Origin of the sequence: Gilliamella bombicola (assembly GCF_900094945.1) — a bacterium.
Taxonomy (GTDB): domain Bacteria; phylum Pseudomonadota; class Gammaproteobacteria; order Enterobacterales; family Orbaceae; genus Gilliamella; species Gilliamella bombicola.
Genome location: NZ_FMAQ01000004.1, coordinates 39,213 through 61,683 on the forward strand (window position 1 = coordinate 39,213; position 22,471 = coordinate 61,683).

Below are 22,471 nucleotides of genomic sequence, written 5' to 3' on the forward strand. Positions count from 1 at the left end.
GGGGCGGCGCGATTGTGGCTTCGCCGCAACAGCGCAACCCTAAGGGAAATGCCCCAACTTACGCGGGGGCGTTATTCTTTGTTAGATTGTCCTCTCAGGCATCATAACCGCCCCCGCGGCCCAAGGATTAAGGACTAAACGCTAAAAACTAAGGTACGGTGCAAACAGCAGCATTGATGAAGGAAGCACTGCGGTAGACAACTTCGCCGTTGACGTTGTACGAGGCGACAGAGAACCCACGGCTACCTGCCACGTCGCTTGTCCAGTAGCGGTCGTAGACGAAGCCCGCATCAGCGTAGCCGTTCATGACGCCCCACTCCGTGAAAAAACCAGCATCTATCCTACGGGACCTATAATTATCAGATGAATGAGGCATGGCGCCATCTACGCCATTCTTACATGGGAACCAATTATTATTTACACCACACTTCGCGTTAGTTAAATCCCTTACCCTAGCAAGACAATAACCCAAACCACTACACCAAGATATTTGATTAGACTGAGAAACAGTTCTACCACCCCGATTGACGAACCACTGCTTTAACACAAACCCATACCGAACCTCATTACCATGACTATCCCTACCGACCAACTCAAATCTCTGTGGCAAAGAGGGTACATCTAGAGGACTAGGATTATTTGAATTTATTTGAGCACTATCAGCCCTAGGACCGCTTAACGTTACCCGTGTTACATAACTAAATTTATCAGGAATCCATCTATCGGCTTGGACAGTATTTCCTTTTAGGTCTGTGAATGAACCAGAACGCGGCCTTGTCCAACTCACCTCTGCCCCTAGACGACCACTTGTATTAACTGTCCAACTCAACTGACTTCCATCGATTCCACTTATGTCCAAATCAAAATACAATCCATCAGCACCAGTTGTAGGAAAATTTCGGTCGTAAGAGGATGGACTTGTAGACTGAACAGAAAAACCCTTACCATTAACATTCGGCCTTGCGTAACAAACACGAGCAGCACTGTTATACGGATTAATATAATAATCCACCGTAGCTCCACTAAAACTGGTTCTATTAGGAACTCCGTACTGTGTCTGTAAATATCCCCCTGTACTACTTAAAGTTACCCTATAAGGAGACTTACATATATCCAATGCACCGTTACGATTAACAGTATTGCCATCCTTATCCCTAAACGATACTGATATATTCCCTGTAGCCGTTACTCCATTAGCTCCCTGTCCATCCCCATCATCATCACGCCAATTATTATATCGAGTGATTAAATCACTTATACTCACTGAACTAACCGATGACGGGACTATCATATCTATATCATCCAAAGTATTCCCTGAATAAGGCAATTTTATTGGATTTGATACACTTGATGTATTAGTAGACGGCGTGATAACCCGACCATTGTGCAACCGAATAGACAACAAACTATCCGTTGATGTGGCTTTTGTTCGACCATTGTCGAATGTTAAATATGGCGCACTACCCACGATATATTTTGATGTATAAGCCGTTAATGCCACAGAACTCTGTGAATACGACAACAACAACAACAACAACACGAAGAACAACGCCGATTTAAGGAATCTAAATAATCTAAGTAAACTGAGTAAACCTGATAAGCTTGGTAAACTTGGTAAACTTGGTAAACCTGAAAATTTAAATAGAAGAGGTAAACGCCTTGACCTCGGAGATAACCCTGCCGATAACGTCTCCGATTTCGCTACGCGAAATGACCTCGGTGATGAAAATAAGAACTGTGTCTGATTTAGACTACGGTGAAATTGAAAAAGATTTTGGGCATAGGTTTGGCAGGCCAGATGCCAGATGCCAGATGCCATACATGGTAACGCATTTCGATCATCCTGTCAAGTAAATTTTTGTTTTATTTCGATTTTTTATAACTGACTGCTCTAATAATGAGCACTCCCTTGCTTTGTAAGCGATTAAATTATAACCGCTTGAGCAATAATGCGCTACCTTTTTTGTTAAAAATTTGTAAAGTTTTGTTAAAGGATGAGTCAGCTTATGTGTGTGTGCTTTGGGGGAGGGGTTGGGTGGTGGTTTTTGGCTAAAAACCAATAAACAAAAACTTCAATAAAATAAACACCTTTCCTGACCGATTTTTGGGCTCTTTAAATAGTGGTAATTAAATAAGTTCTGTTGATTAAATGTAATGTTTGAAAATAAGCTAGAGTAGTTTTATTTAGGGTTTGATGCTAGTGTGTAGGTTGTGTATAAAAACGTTTAATGGAAACTTAACGGTGAGTGCTATGACTTAATAGCATTTTTTGCTATAGTAAGCGCCATTTTATTTAATTTGGAAGAATAATAACCCATGGAATCTATACCTAATTGCCCTGCTTGCCAATCAGAACATACTTATCACGATGGCACCTTTTATGTTTGCCCTGAATGCGCACACGAGTGGGATCCAAACGAAGTTGCGGCTTCTGACGATGGATTGCAAGTTAAAGACAGTAACGGTAATTTACTGACTGATGGTGATGATATTATTTTGATCAAAGATCTTAAATTAAAAGGCTCATCAACTGTCCTAAAAAAAGGCGCCAAAGCTAAAGGTATCCGTTTAGTCGAAGGCGATCACGAAATCGATTGTAAAGTTGACGGCATGAAAATTATGCTAAAAGCCTGCTTTGTTAAAAAGGCTTAATAAAAACAACAAGCTAAATACTGTATCAATGTGGATTTATCGGCATTGATATAAGTATTTTTAGACATAACAACTTAATATGATTTATTACCAATAAAAAACGGTCAGGAAAGGTATTGATTTTATTGAAGTTTTTATTTTTAGCTTTTTCTTTTAATTCAATACGTTATCAACATCATCCCTTCAAATACCACAGCACGCTCGAAATCCTTTCAAACATTTGTTCAAAAACAAACTCGGCAAATGCCGGTAGAGTTGTCATTAAGTAAGTAAGCATAAGCAACCCTAATAATAAGGTTGCTGGATAGCCGACAACAAATATTGATAGCTGTGGTGTCATTCGGTTAAGTAGCCCTAGTGATATATTGACAATTAACAACAAGGTCATTAACGGCAAGGCTAGCATGATGCCATTGATAAATAGTAGTTTGCTAACCTCAAGCACTACCAAATAGCCATTTGCCTGTAATGACATTAGCCCTATGGGAATAATTTCGAAGCTGTTTGATATGCCATATAACAACCATAAATGGCCATCAAAATGCAAAAACGTCAATAATGCAATAACGTTTATTAGGCGCGATAATACCGATGTCGATGGCCCACCGATGGGGTCAAAAAAGGTCGCCATCCCCAGCCCCATTTGCATTCCAATTAATTCACCTGCAAACCGCATCGCCATAAATGCCAACTGCATGGTAAACCCAATCACTGCGCCGATCATAATTTGTTGAGCGATGATCACAATTCCCATTAAGGAGTAGATTTTGATGTTGTCATCAAGAGGGGAAGATGGCAATAAAATGGTAATTAGTAATGCTAGACCAATTTTGACACGGTTGGGGATTTCTTTTTCGCCCAAGAGGGGAGCGGTCATGATGAGCGCTAAAATACGAACAAAGGGGAAAAACCCATCCCGAATAAAAGAAAAGAAGTCAATATTAAGTAAAACGTTAATGTCAAAATCCATTATCTTTAACGCGTTAAGTTAGGTATATCGGTAATGACAATTTGGAGATAGTCAATCATGGTCGATAGCATTGTTGGCCCCCATAGGATTAACACGACAATTACTGCGATGATTTTGGGTATAAACGATAATGTCATTTCGTTTATTTGTGTTGCTGCTTGTAATAAGCTAATAATGAGCCCAGTAACTAACGCTGCTAGCAGTATTGGCCCTGCTAGCGAAGCGGCAACTTTTATGGCTTGTATTGCTAAGGTACTTATGTATTCTGGCGACATGATATGACTCAACTAAAAAAGCTTTGCGCTAGCGATCCGAGCAATAGATGCCATCCATCGGCCAATACAAATAGCATTAATTTAAACGGTAGAGATACGGTTGCTGGTGGTACCATCATCATACCTAATGCCATAAGTGTGCTGGCAACCACAAGGTCGATCACTAAAAAGGGAATAAAAATGGTAAAGCCAATTTGAAATGCTGTTTTTAATTCACTGACAACAAAAGCCGGAACAAGAACTTTTAAGGGAATGTCGTCACGCGTTTGGATGTCATTGGTGTGGGACATGTTAATAAATAGTGCTAAGTCGTTTTCTCGCGTTTGGGTGAGCATAAATTGTTGTAATGGCTTGCTTGCTTTGCTTAAACCTTCTTGCATGGTGATTTGGTTTTGTGAATAGGGGATATACGCATCTTGATAAATGTTGTCAATAACGGGCGACATAATAAAAAAGGTCATAAAAAGCGCTATCCCTAAAATGACTTGATTAGGCGGCGCCGATTGTGTGCCAAGCGCGTTGCGTAGCAGTCCTAATACTATAATGATGCGCGTAAAGCTGGTCATCAAGAGTAATATAGCAGGGATAAAAGTAAGTAAGGTTAAAAAGACAAGTGTTTCAACTGGTAATGACCAAGCTTGTCCACTACTGAGCGGTTGTGCTATGTCTGGTAATATCGGTGTTTGAGCATAACTTGGTAAGCTAAACAACAATAAGCTTAGCACAATCATTAAATTTGACCGCACTTGGTGTTACTCCTTTTTGGTTTTTAGCGCAGATTGTAGTATCTGTTGAAATGTGTTACTTGACGGCAATTTTTTACTTACCTCACTTTGCGAAAATAGCGTTTGAGTGCGCTGTTCATCAATGGTGTGAAGTAATGTCATTTGTTGTGGCGTCACCCCAACCACTAATAGCTGATTATCAACGTGAACCACTATAATGCGTTCTTTTGGCGTAATGTTGTATGTGGCTTTGACATCGATCCATTGATGGGTCTTTTTTTTCCAACCCATTCGTTTAGCTAACCAAGCTAGCAATAATATAAAACCGATGACAACAATGAGCATTAGTCCCATGGATGTTCCCACTTCAGTATAAATATTCAATTCAGAAGAAGGAGACGATAAAGTGTTGGTGTTGGTTGCACCAACCACAGGTTGAGCTAAATGGGGGTGTTCGATTGCCATTAGCGACTCAATCTTCTTACACGTTCTGCTGGAGTAATAATGTCGGTAATGCGTACACCATAATTATCACCAACAACCACAATTTCGCCCTGAGCAATTAAGTAGCCATTAATTAATATATCTAATGGCTCGCCAACCTGACCATCTAAGGCAATAACCGATCCTTGCGTTAAATTTAATAAATCCTTAATGGCCATTTTTGTTCGGCCTAGTTCAACGCTCAAATTTACGGGGATATCAAGAATCAGGTTGATATCGTTTTTTTTATCTTCGATTTGTTGTGGTGATAGCGTTTCAAAAATAGCGTCTTGGGCAATAAGCTCGTCGCTAGTTAGGTTAGTGGATTGTTTGTCGTCACTATTTTGTTTGATATCAGTCATTAAAAACTCCTTCATTCAATTGCTCTAATACAGGATTAATGACCTGTTCGACTTGAATTGCATATTGTTTGTTCGTTTTACCATAATGTCCTGTTACTATCGGCACTCCACCTACAGTAACATCAAGATTTGTGGGTTTTTCGATCATTAAGACATCATTGGTTTTTAGGGCTAATAATTTAGCTACAGTTGTGTGAATAGTGGCAAAATTAGCCACTAATTCGACCTCTGATTGCTTGATTCCGCTAGTTAGTGAGCTCATCCAAACTTTATCATCTTGATAAGTTTGTTGCTCAATCGGCGGCTTGATAAGAAGCTCTTTGATGGGTTCAACCATAGAATAAGGAATGCAAACACAGAAGGTTGCTTTGCTATTACCGACTTCGACTTTAAAGTTACTTGTTAAGACAATATCATCAGGTGAATTAGTGATATTGGTAAATTTACTTTGTATTTCAGATCGAACATATTCGGTTTCAATCGCGTAGACATCCACCCATGATTTTTGGTAAATGACTAATGCTAATTCTAAAACTTTTTTAATAATTTGTTGCTCGGTGTGGGTAAATTCACGCCCTTCTGTTTCGATTTGAGTTGAATGTCCGTCACCACCAAATAAAGAATCCACAATAATAAAAACCAATTCTGGCGAAAATGAGAACAAGCTTGTGCCTCTTAATGGGTTAAGGTGCACCAGATTTAAATGAGTTGCCGATGACAGTTCTGAAAACTCTTTAAACGTAAGCGGCTCAATGGGTGAAGCAATTACATCAGTATTGCGGCGTAATCGGTTAAATAAACCAATTCGAAATTGCCGAGCAAAACGTTCATTAATGATTTCTAACGCGGTTAAACGCTCAGGGATAAAGCGATGTTTGACAGATAGATCATAAGGTTTTACATCGGGAGATTTTTCCAATGTAGGTACATTAAATGAAGAATCAAAATTTGAATTCTTTTCAGAATTTTCTTTTGTTGTTGATGAATAATCTAAGATTTGTTCCTTATTGTCGTGCTTATCAACACTTGCTACTGATTCATGCTTATCAGACATGTTAATCACCGTATAATAAAATCAGTAAATAACACTTCATCAATCTCTACAAAATTCTTTGCATTATATTGTCGCGATAAGGTGTTTTTTATCTGTTCTTGTAAATCAATTTTACCTACTTCTTGCTTCAGGGTATTAACGTACTGTTTTGAAGTTACAAGCAGAACGTTATTTCTTACTTCAGGTAAATAATCTAATAGCACTGTTTTTTGATTTTCATTCGCTACCCGCAAAACGACACCAATATAAAGGGTTTTGTTGATGTCTATATTTTCTTCCGAAGCGGGTAATGAAATAGTAAATGGTTTTAATGTTATAAATACGGGGGAGGTAACTTCGGGCTCTTCAGGCTCTTTAACTGTGTTTTGTAAACTATTTTGAAACCATAAATAAGCTGCGGCACCTATCGCCAATAGCGTAATAAGAATAAGAACTAAATTTACAATACTTGATTTTTTTTTTGTTGTTGGCATATTTATTCTTGTCTCTATAATATTTTAAAGGATCTATAATCCATTTAGTTGCTATAGTGGCATGAATGATAAATCATATTTTTAAAATCGATTTGAAGAATAGGCAATAAAACATCACCTATTTAAGCGCTTTACTTTATTTAGATTAAAAAATTGACCAATAAATAACGATTTTAATCGTTAAGCAAGAACACTAAGCCCTGATCTAAGTGAGCGATGTTCTAATAAGATTGGTTCCATATGCTCATCGGTTGCATCAAGCGATATCACCTTCTGTGATTGGTTATTTTGGGATTGTTGATGCATGGCTGATTGCGGCGAATCGTTCATCATTGAAAAATCACCAATATTAGCTTGTTCTAGTGTGATGCCTTGATCTTCTAATGATACCTTTAAAAAAGGTAATGCTGATTCTAACATCCCTTTAACAACATGATGAGCTGCCATCATGTGAAGGTTCATTTTATCATCATTCATTTCAAGTTTAATGTGCAATGCACCTAATTCTTGTGGATGTAATTTTATTTCGGCAGTTTGAATACTTTGGCGGTTAAACATAATAATTTGTTCAGCTAATGATGTTTGCCATTGTGTGATATTTACTTGCGTTGGTAAGTGTATTGACGTTGTAGCTAATGTTGTACTCGCATGCGTTGGCGATAATAACAAGCTTTGCCCATTATTGGTATTATTTGTCAAAAATGAGTCTTGATTTGTGTTCATGATGGCATCTTTATTACGATTAGTGGTGATAAATTGACTTTGAAAAGTCGCCATTTTGTGCATCATATTATTAGCATATTGCTTATGGCTTGTTGGATTTGCATTAAAATTAATGTCATCGTCAATTGTTGATACTTGTTGATGAGCAAGTCCAGATTTTGCCTCTTTTTTATTTGTTAATGATATAACGTCGTTTTGCGAGGTTACGTTATTAATTAAGTTTTCGCTGTCATAAATAGAAGAAAGTAACTGGGTTGCCTGCTCATTGATTGGTTTTTCTGTTAATAAATTATCCAATAAATCGCTATGTAAATTGGCCGTTAACAATGAGTTTTGTTCGATTGATGTATCACTATGTTGTGCACTACCAATCAAAGCTAAATTTGTTTGTTCTGGCGTTGCTATATTAAAAGGGTGAATAGCTGTGATAACTATATCGACATCGTTACCATTTTCTTCGTGCGCATTATCCGTTCCATCTAGTTTGGTATTGAGAGTTTGTTTGCCTTGCTCTGTTTTGTTTTCATTGAGTCGCAATAATTGTTGAAAGCCATCATTGTCGTTAGCCATCACATCTGTTTCAACAAGTTCTGACTGACGTGAAGAGGTCAGGTTCAAATCATTAATCAGATTAATATTCATTTAATATTCTCCTTGCTAATTGTAGCTGCGCAAATTCATCTGTCAGTTTTTGTTGTAAACGATTTTGTTGACGTAAATACTGGTTATGCTGTTTATTTAATAAAGTGCTATAAGTGTTTAAGCTCTTTTGTGATTGATTAAGATTTTTTATAATTTGCTTCTGTTTGATATCTAACGATAACAACAACTTTTTTTGTTGCTCAATGCCTTGCTCAATAGAAGCAATAAACAATGTAAAATTGTTTAACTCACTGCCTTTTATACCTTCAGATAAGGCTGAGTTTAATTTTTGTTGATATTCAGCATAATAATTAGTTAAGACATTAAGTTGTGATTGTGCATTTTGCTGATTTTCATTCGCTTTTTTGAGCTTTATTAAGTAATCGTCGACCGACTTTTGTGCCAGTTTTTTTAATGTGGTAAAAGCAATTTTTGATGAATTTTTATTCATTACGCAGTGTTCCTAACGAGCTAATTGCGGTTCAACAATGGCCGCTAATTGTTGATAGGCATCTTGGTAACTGCAGTGTTCGTCAATACCTTGTTGTAAAAATTTTTGCATAGTGGGGTATAGAGTTATCGCTTTATCCAATAATGGATCAGTACCTGCTACATAAGCACCAACATTGATTAAATCGCGGTTTCGTTGAAAGCTTGAAAACAGTTGTTTAAATAATCGCGATTTTTTTTCGTCTTCTGGTGCAGTAAGTTCAGTCATTACTCGACTAATTGAGGCTTCAATATCAATGGCAGGATAGTGCCCTGACTCAGCAAGCGCTCGTGATAATACAATATGCCCATCTAAAATGGCGCGAGCAGAATCGGCAATCGGATCTTGTTGATCGTCACCTTCAGTCAATACAGTGTAAAAGGCAGTAATAGCGCCTTTGCCGCTATCATCATTGCCGGCTCTTTCAACGAGCGCAGGCAATTTTGCAAATACTGAGGGTGGATAACCTTTAGTTGCTGGAGGCTCGCCGATTGCTAAGGCGATTTCTCGCTGTGCCATTGCATAACGTGTTAATGAGTCCATAATCAATAAAACGTTAAAACCTTGATCACGAAAGCTTTCGGCAATTCTAGTAGCATAGGCTGCGCCTTGTAAGCGCAATAAAGGAGATACATCGGCAGGAGCAGCAACAACAACAGCTCGGGCTAAGCCTTCTTCGCCTAAAATATTTTCGATAAAGTCTTTCACTTCTCGCCCCCGTTCACCAATCAAGCCAACGACGATAATGTCTGCCTGTGTGTAACGCGCCATCATACCAAGTAAAACACTTTTACCCACGCCCGATCCGGCAAATAACCCCATCCGTTGCCCTTGCCCTATGGTTAACAAAGCATTTATCGCTCTTACACCAACATCTAATACTTGGTGAATCGGTGTGCGTTGCAATGGATTAAGTGATTTGCTGGCTAACCCTGCATGTTCAATATGTTCTGGTAGTGGTTTGCCATCTAGCGGTTTACCCATGGCATCAACCACTCGCCCTAATAACCCTATGCCTACCGGCAATACTTTATGGCTAAAGTGTGTTAGATCATATTGTTCGGTGTAAACTCGTGCACCTAATAAAATGCCGTCCGTTGATTCAAAGGGCATTAAATAAAGCGTTTGGTCGTTAAAACCAACTACTTCACATTCAACCGGTTCAATTCGCCCCTCTGTTTGCCGTTCTACCAAGCAATTAGATCCTAATGGTAATTTTAATCCTATCGCTTCAAGAACTAATCCAGATGCTTTGACTAAACGTCCATATTGGCGAATTAAAGATAAGGACTCAAGCTTCTGTGTTGCTTGGTTAATTTTATCCGACCACGAAGAGGAGTATTTCACGTTAATGATTATCCCTTTGTAAACAGCCAGACATAATTTGCCAATGGTTATTGACACTAGCATCAATTTCATTGGTATTAGTCAAAATTTTGCACCCCCCTATTTCAATATTGGGGTCAGCAATAAGTTGCCAGCGATATTGTTGGTTTTCTTCATTTAGCATGGGTTCTAACCATTGTAAATCGGTTGGGTTAAGGTGTAACGACATAGGTTCGGACAAAATTGAACACTGTTCAACTAATGTTTGTATCGTATGAATTAACTGTTTTTGTTTTACTTTAGCAATACTGCCTACTGTTTTTTGTGCAGCAATTAACGCTAAATCAAATAATTTAGGTACGATTAACTCATCAATATCGTTAATTGATTGCTGAAAATTACTGATTAAATTGGTGATAGCATGAACAGTTTTGCATTTTTCATCATTAAGTTGTTGTTCAATTTGCTTTCGCCCTTCTTGTTGCCCAAGAAGATACCCTTGTTCATAGCCCGCTCGTTTGCCTTCCTCAAAACCTGCTTCACGACCTAAATTAAACCCCTCCTGATAGGCTTGTGCTTCAACTTCTTGCTTTAGTTGTTCCAATGTTTGTTGAGTTTGAGCAAGCTCTGAGCTTACGGTATTTAGTTCTGGTTGTGAATCCAACTCAGGTTCAAGATCAGGCTGTGATTCGTTAACCTCGGCCTGTACTATTTCGTTACTTTCGCTCTGGTTTGCTAGCGTACTTGCAGCCAAGTCACGAAAGTCTAGCGGTTTCCAGTTTAATCTGTCAGGTTGGTTATACGTATTCATCATCACCACTAGTTAAGATCATTTCGCCACTTTCGGCTAATCGACGCGCAATAACCAAAATTTTCTTCTGCTCAGTTTCAACTTGTGATAAGCGTACTGGTGGTCTGTTTTCAAGATCTTCGCGTAAAATCGACGCGGCGCGTTGGGACATGTTACTTAATAGTTTGTCACGTAAGGCCGTCGATGCGCCTTTTAATGCAATGATTAATACTTCATTATCGACTTCTTTAAGTAGACGTTGGATACTTCTATCATCAACTTCAACAAGATTTTCAAACAAGAACATTTCATCAATAATTTTCTGTGCAAGTTCGCCATCATAATCACGTAATGCACTGATAACCAACTCTTCTTGTTGCGATTTCATTAAGTTAATAATTTCAGCCGCTGTGCGGATTCCACCCATATTATTCAATTTGATATTTTGACCATGTAATAACGTTGATAATGACGCCGACAAGACTTTAAGTGCCGATGGTTCAACACCACCAAAAGTGGCAATCCGCAACATAACGTCATTACGTAATTCATCATCAAATAGGTTGAGAATTTCGGCCGCTAGATCACGGTTTAAATGCACCAATATCGTTGCAATAATTTGTGGGTGCTCTTTTTTAACAAGATCAACCGCTCGTGCTGCATCAACAAAGTTTAGCATTTCAAGACCATCGGTTGCCTCTTCGCGATCAGTATTTAATAGATCATCAAGTAAGCGTTCGGTTTTTTCGCTACCAATGGATTTTTCAAGTATTGAACGTAAATATCCATCGGTATCGGTATTTAAGGCAGCACAATCATCAAGCGTGCCTTGGCACTCATTAAGTATATTTTTTAACTGTTCTTGAGACAATTGGGGCAACGACATCATTGCACTACTGATTTGTTGCACTTCTTTCGAACTTAAATACTGCATCACTTTTGCAGCAAGCTCTTCGCCTAATACCATTAATACTGTGGCGGCTTTTTGAGATTCACTTAAATTCATTTTTCTGTGTCCTCCTTACTCATCCAACCACGAATTATCAATGCCATAACACGAGGATCTTTTTCGACAATTTTGCGGATGTATTGCTGTTGCTGCATGTTATCTTCAAATATTTTTTGTTGCTGCTTGCTGTGCGCTTTATAATCTAATTTTTCTTCAACGTTAGTTGATGCATTAGTGGTTTTATCACTAAAAATGTGGTACTGCCGTTGTACTTTTATCCACAGTGAATGGAACACTTTGCGCCACAAGAACCAGATAACTAAAATGTAAATCAAGTACTTACCAGCAGTTTTAACTCCTTCATAAAACTCATGAGTTTTCCAAAACGCTAAGCCGTTGCTTTCGTCCAATTCTTGATCGGTGAATTTTAAGTTAGCGACAGTGAGTGAATCACCGCGTAAATCTGAAAACCCCATCGCTTGGCGGGCTAAAAGTTCAATATTTTTCAGTTCATCATTATCTAGCTTTACCCACTGCTCAGTACTAGCTGGTGGTTGGCTATCGTCAGATGCAGCTTCTGCATTATCTGGCTCGATTGTGACAAATTTATAATTCACTAAAACAGCGACAGATAAGCGTTTAATTCGTCCTTCAGGTATTTGACTGTGTATAACTTGTCGATTTACTTCAAAGTTCACAGTATTATTTGATTGTAAATTGTAAGGCTGTTGTTTATCTGCCTTTTCAGTCGATGCAGTTTTTGTTTCGTTTTCATCAATCGGTGCGCTAGATGTTGGTACAGGTTGATTAGATAGTGCACCAGGCACTCCGCCAATACCGTAGCTTTTAGTTGATTGATGGTTTTCCATTTGTTGCTTACTGCGAATTGTTTGATTCGCAATATCGCTATTAGGGTCATAAGTTTCTGATGTCGATTCTTGTCGGCTAAAGTCCACATCGGCATTGACTTGCACTTTAACATTATTTTTACCTAAAATAGGTGTGATAATTTTTTCTACTCGCTGACGAATACTGTTTTCAATCCGCTCACTAAATTCAAGTTGGGCGACATTTGTATTCCTATCACGATAGCCTTCCCCTGTTAACAGATGACCATGCTGATCAATAATGGTTACTTTATCTGCTTGTAATTCTGGCACACTACTTGAAATTAAGTGAATAATGGCATCGATTTGGCCTTGTGATAAAGTTCGTCCTGGTAGTAATGTTAATGCGACCGAAGCTGAGGGAAATTTTCGCTCGCGAACAAATAACGACGGTTTAGGCATTGCTAAGTGCACTCTCGCATCATCAATACTACTGATAATAGATATTGTTCGGGATAATTCGCCTTCTAATGCTCGCTGATAATTGATTTGTTCATTGAATTGGCTCATACCAAAGCTTTCTTTATCGAGTAATTCAAAACCAACTGATCCGCCTTTAGGTAATCCCTGTTGTGCAATCCGTAAACGTGTGTCGTAAACTTTGTCTTGCGGAATTAAGATAGCTGAGCCAGAAGCAGAAAATTGATAAGGAATATTCATCTTATCAAGCTGACTAATAATTTCGCCACCATCTTTATCACTTAAATTACTGAATAAAACACTATATGATTCATCTTTAGCCCATAAATAGATAAAACTAATCATCGCTATCATAATGACACCAGCAATTAACAATGCCATTTTTGTGTTTTGTTTTAACTGATTTGCAAAGGGTAACTTACTGAATATTGATTCACCTTTGTTATTGACTGTTTGACTAGTCATAGACATCCTAATTCTAAACTATTTAGATTAACTCGGTGGTTATTATCCATGTATTTGAAAAATTCAATGGCGAGAAAAGCGTGCAGTTTTTCCCTTACTTAAACCCTTTGGTTTTTTATTTATATGTTAAATTTAGCCATACAGTAACAAAAGAGCTAAAAAGCAGTTATCAAAATGAATACAATCAACACATTCAATCCAATTGAATTCACTAATTTAAATGAATCAACGTCAATATCTTCAAAAACGCATTTTGCAGATAAAAACTTTGTTGCAGAATTAAAAACCGCTTTAGATAACATCAGTCAACTACAAATACAGGCAAATAATGAAGCCAAAGCTTTTGAAATGGGAGAGGCGAATATTTCATTGAACGAGGTTATGGTTAATATGCAAAAATCATCGGTTTCATTACAGTTTGGTATTCAAGTGCGCAATAAACTGGTTGCTGCTTATCAAGAAATTATGAATATGAATGTCTAATTAATGATATCGAATATAATTGCCATATCCTAAATTTTGCATTTTACTTTTACAAATAACCATTAATTTTAGTCTAAATGCGATAATCAACTCACCACACCATTCAATTTTAAAATAAGCATCGCTCATATTGTTGATGCTTGTTGTACTGCTAAATATATTATTTTCGTTATCAACTGATGGCTCAAAAAACTTTACCATTTTTACTATACTATTTAAAAAAATAACGACATAATGCCATCATTTAATAAAAAAACAATCAATGAAATACATAAAGGATTCAAAGTGATAACATTCAAAAAAACAATATTATTAACTAGCCTATTACTTAGCATAGTATCAATCAATTGCCATGCTCAATCCCCTGTTGTGAGTTGCCCTGCAACTTTTTCTGATGGACACCACGTTTACCAGCTTGATAATGCCAAACTATTTGATGGTCCAATCTGTAATAAAGTAGATTTAGTACCCGAATTTAAAAAAGAAAAAGTAATATGGGAACTTACCCCACAAATAAAGCCGTATTTAGTCTGCGAATATGCGGGAACCAATCATTACATTGTTCTTTATGCCAAGGGAGCAGCTTATTGCGAAAGATACGAAGCACCAGTACAAGCACATTGTATGTCATAACTGTTTTTCTGTACCACATTGGATAAAATTCACTAAGGAAATAAACCAAAATTTAAAAATGGTAATACTAAAAAAGCCAATACTTCCTTAAATGAACAGCATCTCAATTCCCCAATATTAGGACAATTCATTGTTCTAACATCACTTAATCGATTTTCTATAACAGAAGTAATTTATTATAAAAGGAGGGATTGTTATTGCTGCTCATTTTTATCCACAAAAGAATTAGTGAGATCATCACAATCAAAGATTGCCAATTATACTGTTGCCTTTTTTTACGAAAAGAATAAGACAAACACGCAAAGAACAAAGAATTAATTATTTTAAATCAAAATATTGGTCAAGGCGGTTTAATGAGGTGCTTGCTTGATTTTTATCGAAGAATAAAATTCAAGCAAAGCATCCACAAACTTACATTAAACAGGCAATTTTTTGATAGCTACCGATTTTAGTTTGATAATCGGCATGCTTACCAATCAACTCTCTAAGCTGAGAATGACGAGTAATCATTAATTGAGTTAATTGCTGCTGATAGCTAAGTATATTTTTGATATACATTCGAATAATGTCTTGATGTTGCAATGGCATGTTTTCAATTTTCGAAAAATCATCAACCAACATAATACCTTTCGATAATTGAAGGTATTTCGCCTGCCAACTCAACAATAAATCCCAGTTTTCATTCTGGGCATTTATCAACATTTGTTCAACAACATAATTAAATTGTTCGTATTGTTCTAATAATTTACTTCCTTTCATAATCACCCTTTTTTATTTTGCAATTTCTCGCCAAGATTCGGCAATATTGTTTAACAAATCGTAACAAGATTGCAGTTTTTCTTTATCGTTATGTAAATTGGCTAAAACTAACTGTTGACTAATATAGTGATACAGACGATCTAAATTTTCTGCGATTTCCCCCCCTTTTTCTAAATCTAAACAGCCTTTAAGACCATTATCAACAATGTTAATTGCTTTAGAAATTGCTGTTCCTTTACCAGCAATATTACCTTTTTGAAGATATAAGCTCGCTAAGCGAATTGCCTGTAATGCACCATCAAATAATAATACAATCAATTGATGGGGCGAAGCTTGGCTAACACGTGTTTCTAAATTTACTTGCTCATAGGCTTTAGAACCTAACTGATACATTATTCCCCTCTATTTTTTTAAGTTTGCCATCATGTCAAATTGTGTTGTTAAATAATTACTCATACTATCTAATGAGTTAATTAAGATATCTAATTTAGTAAATTGAACTCGATAACGTTCAACAGTTTGCTCAATAGAGCTACTTACTTGTTCATGACGTTTATCTAATGACTTTAACGTAGAATTTAAGCCATTGGTTGCCGAATCAATCATGCCATCGCTATCAATAAATCCACTCACTTTTGTAAAAACCTCATTAGCTATCCCCGTCGTTTTACCATCACCAATAAATAATGTTGCAACAGCGTCACTGTTTTCATTAAGTGCCTTTTTTAGTTCATTTTCTTTGACTGTTAGCTGACCACTTTTATCCATGGTAATACCAATTTGCGACAATACTGAAAACTCGCCCGCTTGTCCTTTGGCAAAGATTGAACGAATACTCTGGTCAATATTACGTAGCGTTGAATCACCAATCAAAGGGCCATTACTACTGTTTAATTCGTTAGAGTTAGTCTCTCCTGCGGTGAATTTGGTTAGCGTTGACATGGTTGTTTGCAGTTGATTAAAGGCTTCAACCCATTCTTTAATGGCCTCTTCTGCCTTTTCGTTATCTGCACTTATGGTAAGGTTTTGGCTAGTTGTTGTGGTTGCTTTTAATGTTATATCAACACCGGCAACAACCTCTTTGACGGTATTAGAACTACTTGTGATGGCAATACCATTAAACGTCAATTTAGCATCTTGCGCTTTTGCAACTTCGGTCATACCACTACTAGGCTGATTAATATCAAATCCAATGATATTATTTAACTTATCATCGTCTGACGAAATTGACGTAATGGTTTGCTTTTCACCCGTTTCTTTCGAGGTAATCACTAATTGGTAATTATCTGATCCAGAACGAACAACTGCAGCATTCATTGTTGAAGGGATTTTTTTGCCATCCTCATTAATCACTTCGGCATTATTTATGGCGTTAGCTATTGCTTCTAACGATGTTTCATCTTTAGATAACGTTACATTAAGTTTGTCACCATTCGCCTGTTCAATAGTGATGGTTCGTGTTTCATTATCATTACCTAATAGCGCATTTTTGTCGTTGATTACCGATGTTGCAACACTATGCGATGTCGCCAATTGATCAACCGTCACAGCATAATCGCCTAAAACCGCTTTGCTATTTGTCTTTACTGAAAAATAATCATTATTACCTGTCGCTATACGACTTTGAAATAACTCTTTTTTTTGAAGTTTTGCCGTTGCTGTATTAAATGTTGTCAATGCACTTTTTAATTTACCAAAACCACTAATTTTTGCATTAATCGCTTTTTGTTGTGTGGTAATTGGTGTTAAGCGTGTTTTTTCAGCCGCTTCTAATTGCTTTAAAATTTCACCAAGATCGATTCCCGAACCTATTCCTAATGCACTCATTGCCATAATTTAGTCTACCTATAACAAATTATTTAATAGTTTGTATATCGGCCAACCTTGCTAAAAGTTTAGTTATCATTTCAATATTTATTTAATAAGCAATAAAGTTACTATTTTTTGCGCAAAAACAATTATTAAAAAATTAATTAATAAAATTCATAATAAAATGATTTATTTGAATATAATTGTTTTATTTTTACTGAATGGCTTTATTTTTTAAAAGATAATCATTAAAAATATTAAAGTTCCTAATTTTTCTACCGATAAGTTATTCATCAGCAAAAATGTTGAAACAAATTTCAATATCTAGTTGATTTTAATGTTTATATTATCGGAGATAAAAATGGCACAAGTAATTAATACTAATACAATGTCTTTAATGGCAAAAAACAACCTTAACAATTCTCAAAGCGTTCTTAGCACATCTATCGAGCGCCTTTCATCAGGTATGCGTATTAACAGCGCAAAAGACGATGCAGCAGGTCAAGCAATCGCTAACCGTTTTTCATCAAACATCAAAGGGTTAACGCAAGCTGCTCGTAATGCAAATGATGGTATTTCACTTGCACAAACAACAGAAGGTGCATTAAACGAAATCAACAACAACGTACAACGTATTCGTGAATTAACCGTTCAAGCAGCAAATGGTACTAACTCTGAAAGCGATCTAGTATCAATTCAAAACGAAATCGATCAACGTTTAGATGAAATCGATCGTGTTTCTAAACAAACTGATTTCAATGGTTCTAAAGTATTATCTGAAGACAAAACCCTTAAAATTCAAGTAGGCGCAAACGACGGCGAAACCATTGAAATCAATTTGAAAAAAATTGATAGCACTGAACTTGGTTTAAATGCATTTAATGTATCAAGTTCACCAACAGAAGATCCATTAAAAACAATTGATGCTGCATTATCAAAAATTGATGCATTACGAGGACAACTTGGTGCGGTGCAAAACCGTTTCGAATCAACAGTAACCAACATTAACAATACTGTAAATAACCTAAGTTCTGCTCGTAGCCGTATTGAAGATGCGGATTATGCAACAGAAGTATCAAACATGACTCGTGGTCAAATTTTACAACAAGCAGGTACATCTGTATTAGCACAAGCTAACCAAGTACCACAATCAGTACTTTCTTTATTACAATAATTCTGATTATCTATTTTTGATCATTCTACCTTTGTCATATAGCTATAACGGTATTTTTATAATGCCGTTATGGCTAATAATGATAATTAACTATTTTTTATCCCGTTATTCTGCCCATTAAATTTACCAACTATCGTCATAATACTGTGAAGCATTTTTATAGCATTGGTTCAAAAAATGGATAATAGCTTGTATAACTCACAGGGTGTAATAAACCAAATCGATTGGAAACAATATATTCATTTGGTTCGCAATGAAGCATTAAAATTAGCGGTTCGTTTACCTGCAACGGTTGAACTTGATGATTTATTACAAGTTGGCTATATCGGTTTATTAGACTCAATAAAACGTTATGACATCTCTCAAGGTAATACGTTTTCCACCTTTGCCGTACCAAGAATTAAAGGCGCCATGCTCGATGAACTACGTAGCCGTGATTGGTTGCCAAGGCAAACGCGTAAAAAAATAAAAGATGTCACAACTGCAATGAATGAATTAGAACAAAAGTTAGGTACACCACCTAACGATGAGCAAATTGCCCAATATTTACAATTGCCTATTAGTGAATACCACAAAATTTTATTAGATTCAAATACTAGCCAAATATGTTCATACGATGAAATTCATAAGAAATTGGGTGATAACATTGATTCCATTATTGAATATGAAGAAGATAATAATCCTTTTTTGACCATAATAGATGAGGAAATTCGTAATACCGTTATCCACCAAATTGAAAACTTACCAGAAAAAGAAAAACTTGTTTTATCACTTTATTACCAAGAAGATCTAAATTTAAAAGAGATTGGTAATGTAATGAATATTAGCGAATCAAGAGTGAGCCAATTGCATAGCCAAGCAATAAAAAGAATACAAAGTAAGGTTACTTTTTAGAAACAATAAAAAAAGAAATTAAATAAAGTGTAATCAATCGAAAATAAATTGAAATGATTTTTTTATTGACCTTTTCAATTTAAAAATGTAATTTTAAGCGAAAAAAAATAATTTCTTTTTTAATTTTACCTGTTTTTCGTTTTTTTATGCGAAAACCAGCAAATATAAATTGGTGACTAAATTGGGCAATATATTAGACGACGATGTTCTTAAGTGTATACATCATTTAAACCTGTCAGCATTACTGTTGAGCCAGAAAATGATTGAAAAAGATAAAGTTATGGCCATGTATCGATTGGGTATTGATGAAGAAACGGCAGATATACTTAGCGGTTTAAGTACCTCTCAAATGTTAGTTTTATCAGAAACAAATCAATTAATTTTTCAACTACGATTTGAAAATGCAGAAATGATGAAAAAACTAACAGAAGAATCCCGCGTTAGAGATATAAAACAGATGCATACAGGTATTCTTTTATCTAGTTTGCTATTAGATTCAATCAATAAATAGCTAAGGAACTAACATGACAGGTACAAGTATTATTCAGAAATATCAAGAAACCCAACTTGCTATCAAATTAATTTCTCTTGGTGGAAGAATCCAAATGTTGGAAAGTGAAACTAATTTGAGTCGAAATAAATTAATAAAACTTTATAAAGAAATTCAAGGTTGCCCACCACCTAAAGGTTTATTACCTTTTTCAACCTCGTGGTTTATGACATGGGAACCGAATATTCATGCTAGTATTTTCTATAATGCTTACTCTTTTTTAGTTAGAAATGGTTTAAAGTCAGGCATTCAAACGATCTTAAAAGCCTATCAACTTTATTTAGAACAATGCCCAGTTTCACATAAAGATGAACCTATTTTAGGCTTAACCAGAGCTTGGATTTTAGTTAAATTTGTCGAAAAAAATATCATGCAACAATCATGTTGTACGGTATGTAGTGGGCTTTTTATTACGCACGCTTATCACCCACAAAATACGTTTACATGCAGTTTATGTCAACCACCGTCAAGAGCAGATAAGAATAATAAAACCAAAAAAGAAAATGACGAAAAATGCCTGAAAGTATTATCAAAACAAAGTCATTTAAACTCATCAGTTTCACACCAGATAACTGCTTGAATAAATATTAAAAATAGTAAATCAATTTAACTGTTATTTTATAGATAAAGAAGAAAGTCAATGCTAATAATTATAGGGTATATTGTCGTTATCGCCTCTGCACTACTGGGTTATGTACTAAGTGGCGGTTATTTAGCCGTGCTGTTTCAACCACTTGAATTGTTAATTATTGGTGGTGCTGCTATTGGTGCTTTTATTGTCAGTAATGAACAAAAAACAATAAAAGCCACACTCAAAGCGTTGGGGCAATTATTTAAAACATCTAAATATAATAAAAAACTGTATCTAACACTGATCAATTTAATGTATAGCATTTTGACAAAGATCCGCCAAAGTGGAGGGTTATCTATTGAAGCAGATATTGATAATCCGCAGGAAAGTGAATTGTTTAAACAGTATCCATTAATTTTAGCTAATCCAAGAATCTGCGATTTTATTACTGATTACTTACGACTGATGATTAGTGGCAATATGGATGTATTTGAAATTGAAACACTAATGAGTGAAGAAATTGAAACATTCGTCCATGAACTTGAAAAGCCTGTTGATGCTATTTCGGGAATTGGTGATGGCTTACCGGCGTTTGGGATTGTTGCAGCTGTAATGGGCGTTATAAATACACTTGCGCAAGCGGATAGGCCTGCAAGTGAACTTGGAGAGCTTATTGCCCATGCGATGGTCGGAACTTTTTTAGGGATCTTACTTGCTTATGGATTTGTTTCGCCACTAGCCGCCTTATTAAAGCAAAGAAATGCTGATATGGTCAAAATCCTAGAGTGTACAAAAGTGATACTTATTGCCAGTATGCATGATTATTCACCGCAAATTTGTATTGAATTTGGACGAAAAACACTATTTTCTCATGAAAGACCATCATTCTTTGAATTGGAAAAATATATCCAAGAAATTAAAGATAAAAATCTCAATAAAAATGAAAATAATCAGTAATGAAAGATAAATCTGTAAGAATAATTATTAAGAAAAAATCAGGGCATGGCGGTGGTCATCATGGTGGTTCTTGGAAAATTGCTTATGCCGACTTTATGACGGCGATGATGGCTTTATTTTTAGTTATGTGGTTGATTTCGACATCTACACCACAAGAATTAAAAGGTATTGCCGAATATTTTAGAACACCATTAATCCTTGGTCAAAATGGTGGCAAGAATATTAGTGATAGTGAAAGTCCTATTCCCGGTGGTGGCGATGATGTAAGCCAACAAATAGGTGAAGAAAAAAACAGTGTTTCAAACTCATTACACAATGAATTAGAAAAACAACAACTTGAAAAAATACAGCTAATCGAAACAGCAAAAAAAATCTTTGAAATGTTTGAAATCGACCCTCGTTTAAAAAAGTTAGCACCGAATTTGATTGTTGAATTAACTCAAATGGGATTACGAATTCAAATTTTAGCCTCTGACGATAAACCTATGTTTGACGTTGGCAGCACAACGATTGATCCCGATATGCAAGAAATTTTACATGCTTTAGCGCCGATTTTAAATTCATTACCTAATAAGATCACTTTGTCTGGTCATACCGATGAACGCCAATACACAACGGGTGATCGTGGCTACAGTAACTGGGAATTATCGGCAGATAGAGCTAACGCCTCAAGGAGGGAACTCATTGTCGGAGGGTTAGATTCCAACAAAATTATTCGTATTATAGCCTTAGCCGATACCGTTAGTTTAAACAATCCTAACTACAGCAAAGATGCCAACCGGCGTATCAGTATCTTAATTTTAAATAAAACTGCACAACAGTATATTGAAGAAGAAAATAACATGACTGGTATCGATTTTTTAAGGCAATCACAACAGCTAAAACCAGAATAACGACCATTTTTAAAAATAGAAATGGCATCATTTAAAAATTTTTCGAAATACTCGTAAAAATA

Annotated in this window: 27 protein-coding genes; 9 read left to right on the top strand and 18 right to left on the bottom strand. The window is 36.1% G+C overall.

Annotated elements, in window-relative coordinates; translation table 11 throughout:
• Positions 1–148: 148 nt before the first annotated feature.
• Positions 149–1,819: a hypothetical protein gene (locus tag GA0061081_RS05370; RefSeq protein ID WP_141683342.1), complete on the bottom strand. Its 1,671-nt coding sequence runs from the start codon at positions 1,817–1,819 to the stop codon at positions 149–151.
• A 497-nt stretch (positions 1,820–2,316) separates the two neighbouring features.
• On the opposite strand from GA0061081_RS05370, the gene GA0061081_RS05375 reads away from it, so the two are divergent.
• Entirely contained in the window at positions 2,317–2,652 is a 336-nt protein-coding gene (locus tag GA0061081_RS05375; protein WP_091347840.1) for a zinc ribbon domain-containing protein YjdM, read from the top strand.
• 175 nt (positions 2,653–2,827) lie between these two features.
• Here GA0061081_RS05375 and fliR read toward each other — a convergent pair whose 3' ends face one another.
• The 13 genes from fliR to fliF all read right to left on the bottom strand — a co-directional run bounded on the left by fliR (position 2,828) and on the right by fliF (position 13,686).
• Entirely contained in the window at positions 2,828–3,622 is a 795-nt protein-coding gene (gene fliR, locus GA0061081_RS05380) for a flagellar biosynthetic protein FliR (RefSeq protein WP_091347843.1), read from the bottom strand.
• Between the two features lie 5 nt (positions 3,623–3,627).
• On the bottom strand, positions 3,628–3,897 hold the full coding sequence (fliQ, locus tag GA0061081_RS05385; protein ID WP_091347846.1) for a flagellar biosynthesis protein FliQ: 270 nt from the start codon (positions 3,895–3,897) through the stop codon (positions 3,628–3,630).
• An 8-nt stretch (positions 3,898–3,905) separates the two neighbouring features.
• Complete coding sequence (gene fliP / locus GA0061081_RS05390; protein WP_091347848.1) at positions 3,906–4,628, bottom strand: flagellar type III secretion system pore protein FliP; 723 nt, start codon at positions 4,626–4,628, stop codon at positions 3,906–3,908.
• A 21-nt stretch (positions 4,629–4,649) separates the two neighbouring features.
• A complete protein-coding gene (fliO, locus tag GA0061081_RS05395; protein WP_091347850.1) occupies positions 4,650–5,087 on the bottom strand; it encodes a flagellar biosynthetic protein FliO in 438 nt (145 codons plus the stop codon).
• Positions 5,087–5,467, bottom strand: coding sequence for a flagellar motor switch protein FliN (fliN, locus tag GA0061081_RS05400; RefSeq protein ID WP_091347852.1), 381 nt, complete (start codon positions 5,465–5,467; stop codon positions 5,087–5,089). The genes fliO and fliN overlap by 1 nt, the downstream gene beginning before the upstream one ends.
• Positions 5,460–6,521, bottom strand: a complete 1,062-nt coding sequence (fliM, locus tag GA0061081_RS05405; protein ID WP_091347854.1) for a flagellar motor switch protein FliM — start codon at positions 6,519–6,521, stop codon at positions 5,460–5,462. Before fliM ends, fliN begins: the two co-directional genes overlap by 8 nt.
• Before the next feature lie 5 nt (positions 6,522–6,526).
• Positions 6,527–6,994, bottom strand: a complete 468-nt coding sequence (locus GA0061081_RS05410) for a flagellar basal body-associated FliL family protein (protein ID WP_091347857.1) — start codon at positions 6,992–6,994, stop codon at positions 6,527–6,529.
• Between the two features lie 180 nt (positions 6,995–7,174).
• A complete protein-coding gene (locus GA0061081_RS05415) occupies positions 7,175–8,359 on the bottom strand; it encodes a flagellar hook-length control protein FliK (protein ID WP_091347860.1) in 1,185 nt (394 codons plus the stop codon).
• Positions 8,349–8,810 (bottom strand): flagellar export protein FliJ, encoded by a 462-nt coding sequence (gene fliJ / locus GA0061081_RS05420; protein WP_091347862.1) that lies wholly within the window; start codon positions 8,808–8,810, stop codon positions 8,349–8,351. The genes GA0061081_RS05415 and fliJ overlap by 11 nt, the downstream gene beginning before the upstream one ends.
• A gap of 12 nt (positions 8,811–8,822) precedes the next feature.
• Positions 8,823–10,166: a flagellar protein export ATPase FliI gene (gene fliI / locus GA0061081_RS05425; protein WP_425337785.1), complete on the bottom strand. Its 1,344-nt coding sequence runs from the start codon at positions 10,164–10,166 to the stop codon at positions 8,823–8,825.
• 31 nt (positions 10,167–10,197) lie between these two features.
• Positions 10,198–10,986, bottom strand: coding sequence for a flagellar assembly protein FliH (locus GA0061081_RS05430; protein WP_167349309.1), 789 nt, complete (start codon positions 10,984–10,986; stop codon positions 10,198–10,200).
• Positions 10,973–11,971, bottom strand: a complete 999-nt coding sequence (fliG, locus tag GA0061081_RS05435; RefSeq protein WP_091347869.1) for a flagellar motor switch protein FliG — start codon at positions 11,969–11,971, stop codon at positions 10,973–10,975. Before fliG ends, GA0061081_RS05430 begins: the two co-directional genes overlap by 14 nt.
• A complete protein-coding gene (gene fliF, locus GA0061081_RS05440) occupies positions 11,968–13,686 on the bottom strand; it encodes a flagellar basal-body MS-ring/collar protein FliF (protein ID WP_091347872.1) in 1,719 nt (572 codons plus the stop codon). The genes fliG and fliF overlap by 4 nt, the downstream gene beginning before the upstream one ends.
• Before the next feature lie 174 nt (positions 13,687–13,860).
• Here fliF and fliE point away from each other — a divergent pair, with 174 nt between their 5' ends.
• Entirely contained in the window at positions 13,861–14,169 is a 309-nt protein-coding gene (gene fliE, locus GA0061081_RS05445) for a flagellar hook-basal body complex protein FliE (RefSeq protein ID WP_091347876.1), read from the top strand.
• On the opposite strand, the gene GA0061081_RS05450 is transcribed toward fliE, so the two are convergent.
• The gene (locus GA0061081_RS05450) at positions 14,170–14,370 is read right to left on the bottom strand and encodes a hypothetical protein (protein ID WP_091347879.1); all 201 of its coding nucleotides are present in this window, start codon (positions 14,368–14,370) and stop codon (positions 14,170–14,172) included.
• An 84-nt stretch (positions 14,371–14,454) separates the two neighbouring features.
• Between GA0061081_RS05450 and GA0061081_RS05455 the strand changes: the two genes are divergently transcribed.
• Positions 14,455–14,802: an STY0301 family protein gene (locus tag GA0061081_RS05455; RefSeq protein WP_141683343.1), complete on the top strand. Its 348-nt coding sequence runs from the start codon at positions 14,455–14,457 to the stop codon at positions 14,800–14,802.
• Between the two features lie 411 nt (positions 14,803–15,213).
• Here GA0061081_RS05455 and fliT read toward each other — a convergent pair whose 3' ends face one another.
• The 3 genes from fliT to fliD are packed head-to-tail and all read right to left on the bottom strand — an operon-like array spanning position 15,214 to position 17,394.
• The gene (fliT, locus tag GA0061081_RS05460) at positions 15,214–15,561 is read right to left on the bottom strand and encodes a flagellar protein FliT (protein WP_091347889.1); all 348 of its coding nucleotides are present in this window, start codon (positions 15,559–15,561) and stop codon (positions 15,214–15,216) included.
• A gap of 12 nt (positions 15,562–15,573) precedes the next feature.
• Complete coding sequence (fliS, locus tag GA0061081_RS05465; protein WP_091347892.1) at positions 15,574–15,954, bottom strand: flagellar export chaperone FliS; 381 nt, start codon at positions 15,952–15,954, stop codon at positions 15,574–15,576.
• A 9-nt stretch (positions 15,955–15,963) separates the two neighbouring features.
• Positions 15,964–17,394, bottom strand: a complete 1,431-nt coding sequence (fliD, locus tag GA0061081_RS05470) for a flagellar filament capping protein FliD (protein ID WP_091347895.1) — start codon at positions 17,392–17,394, stop codon at positions 15,964–15,966.
• A gap of 337 nt (positions 17,395–17,731) precedes the next feature.
• Between fliD and GA0061081_RS05475 the strand changes: the two genes are divergently transcribed.
• The 6 genes from GA0061081_RS05475 to motB all read left to right on the top strand — a co-directional run bounded on the left by GA0061081_RS05475 (position 17,732) and on the right by motB (position 22,409).
• Positions 17,732–18,544: a flagellin N-terminal helical domain-containing protein gene (locus GA0061081_RS05475; RefSeq protein ID WP_091347899.1), complete on the top strand. Its 813-nt coding sequence runs from the start codon at positions 17,732–17,734 to the stop codon at positions 18,542–18,544.
• Between the two features lie 177 nt (positions 18,545–18,721).
• Positions 18,722–19,438, top strand: a complete 717-nt coding sequence (locus GA0061081_RS05480; RefSeq protein ID WP_091347902.1) for an RNA polymerase sigma factor FliA — start codon at positions 18,722–18,724, stop codon at positions 19,436–19,438.
• A gap of 190 nt (positions 19,439–19,628) precedes the next feature.
• Positions 19,629–19,949 (top strand): flagellar transcriptional regulator FlhD, encoded by a 321-nt coding sequence (flhD, locus tag GA0061081_RS05485; protein ID WP_091348188.1) that lies wholly within the window; start codon positions 19,629–19,631, stop codon positions 19,947–19,949.
• 13 nt (positions 19,950–19,962) lie between these two features.
• Complete coding sequence (gene flhC / locus GA0061081_RS05490) at positions 19,963–20,568, top strand: flagellar transcriptional regulator FlhC (protein WP_091347904.1); 606 nt, start codon at positions 19,963–19,965, stop codon at positions 20,566–20,568.
• A gap of 60 nt (positions 20,569–20,628) precedes the next feature.
• The gene (gene motA, locus GA0061081_RS05495) at positions 20,629–21,516 is read left to right on the top strand and encodes a flagellar motor stator protein MotA (protein ID WP_091347907.1); all 888 of its coding nucleotides are present in this window, start codon (positions 20,629–20,631) and stop codon (positions 21,514–21,516) included.
• Positions 21,516–22,409 carry a flagellar motor protein MotB gene (gene motB / locus GA0061081_RS05500; protein ID WP_091347911.1) on the top strand — a complete coding sequence of 298 codons (894 nt, stop codon included), beginning with the start codon at positions 21,516–21,518 and terminating at the stop codon, positions 22,407–22,409. The genes motA and motB overlap by 1 nt, the downstream gene beginning before the upstream one ends.
• Positions 22,410–22,471 lie beyond the last annotated feature (62 nt).

What these genes read in the sequence shown, in the direction of transcription:
- GA0061081_RS05370 (WP_141683342.1), bottom strand. Translation starts at nt 1,819, where the DNA reads ATGGCATCTGGCATCTGGCATCTGGCCTGCCAAACCTATGCCCAAAAT.
- GA0061081_RS05375 (WP_091347840.1), top strand. Translation starts at nt 2,317, where the DNA reads ATGGAATCTATACCTAATTGCCCTGCTTGCCAATCAGAACATACTTAT.
- fliR (WP_091347843.1), bottom strand. Translation starts at nt 3,622, where the DNA reads ATGGATTTTGACATTAACGTTTTACTTAATATTGACTTCTTTTCTTTT.
- fliQ (WP_091347846.1), bottom strand. Translation starts at nt 3,897, where the DNA reads ATGTCGCCAGAATACATAAGTACCTTAGCAATACAAGCCATAAAAGTT.
- fliP (WP_091347848.1), bottom strand. Translation starts at nt 4,628, where the DNA reads ATGATTGTGCTAAGCTTATTGTTGTTTAGCTTACCAAGTTATGCTCAA.
- fliO (WP_091347850.1), bottom strand. Translation starts at nt 5,087, where the DNA reads ATGGCAATCGAACACCCCCATTTAGCTCAACCTGTGGTTGGTGCAACC.
- fliN (WP_091347852.1), bottom strand. Translation starts at nt 5,467, where the DNA reads ATGACTGATATCAAACAAAATAGTGACGACAAACAATCCACTAACCTA.
- fliM (WP_091347854.1), bottom strand. Translation starts at nt 6,521, where the DNA reads ATGTCTGATAAGCATGAATCAGTAGCAAGTGTTGATAAGCACGACAAT.
- GA0061081_RS05410 (WP_091347857.1), bottom strand. Translation starts at nt 6,994, where the DNA reads ATGCCAACAACAAAAAAAAAATCAAGTATTGTAAATTTAGTTCTTATT.
- GA0061081_RS05415 (WP_091347860.1), bottom strand. Translation starts at nt 8,359, where the DNA reads ATGAATATTAATCTGATTAATGATTTGAACCTGACCTCTTCACGTCAG.
- fliJ (WP_091347862.1), bottom strand. Translation starts at nt 8,810, where the DNA reads ATGAATAAAAATTCATCAAAAATTGCTTTTACCACATTAAAAAAACTG.
- GA0061081_RS05430 (WP_167349309.1), bottom strand. Translation starts at nt 10,986, where the DNA reads ATGAATACGTATAACCAACCTGACAGATTAAACTGGAAACCGCTAGAC.
- fliG (WP_091347869.1), bottom strand. Translation starts at nt 11,971, where the DNA reads ATGAATTTAAGTGAATCTCAAAAAGCCGCCACAGTATTAATGGTATTA.
- fliF (WP_091347872.1), bottom strand. Translation starts at nt 13,686, where the DNA reads ATGACTAGTCAAACAGTCAATAACAAAGGTGAATCAATATTCAGTAAG.
- fliE (WP_091347876.1), top strand. Translation starts at nt 13,861, where the DNA reads ATGAATACAATCAACACATTCAATCCAATTGAATTCACTAATTTAAAT.
- GA0061081_RS05450 (WP_091347879.1), bottom strand. Translation starts at nt 14,370, where the DNA reads ATGGTAAAGTTTTTTGAGCCATCAGTTGATAACGAAAATAATATATTT.
- fliT (WP_091347889.1), bottom strand. Translation starts at nt 15,561, where the DNA reads ATGAAAGGAAGTAAATTATTAGAACAATACGAACAATTTAATTATGTT.
- fliS (WP_091347892.1), bottom strand. Translation starts at nt 15,954, where the DNA reads ATGTATCAGTTAGGTTCTAAAGCCTATGAGCAAGTAAATTTAGAAACA.
- fliD (WP_091347895.1), bottom strand. Translation starts at nt 17,394, where the DNA reads ATGGCAATGAGTGCATTAGGAATAGGTTCGGGAATCGATCTTGGTGAA.
- GA0061081_RS05475 (WP_091347899.1), top strand. Translation starts at nt 17,732, where the DNA reads ATGGCACAAGTAATTAATACTAATACAATGTCTTTAATGGCAAAAAAC.
- GA0061081_RS05480 (WP_091347902.1), top strand. Translation starts at nt 18,722, where the DNA reads ATGGATAATAGCTTGTATAACTCACAGGGTGTAATAAACCAAATCGAT.
- flhC (WP_091347904.1), top strand. Translation starts at nt 19,963, where the DNA reads ATGACAGGTACAAGTATTATTCAGAAATATCAAGAAACCCAACTTGCT.
- motA (WP_091347907.1), top strand. Translation starts at nt 20,629, where the DNA reads ATGCTAATAATTATAGGGTATATTGTCGTTATCGCCTCTGCACTACTG.
- motB (WP_091347911.1), top strand. Translation starts at nt 21,516, where the DNA reads ATGAAAGATAAATCTGTAAGAATAATTATTAAGAAAAAATCAGGGCAT.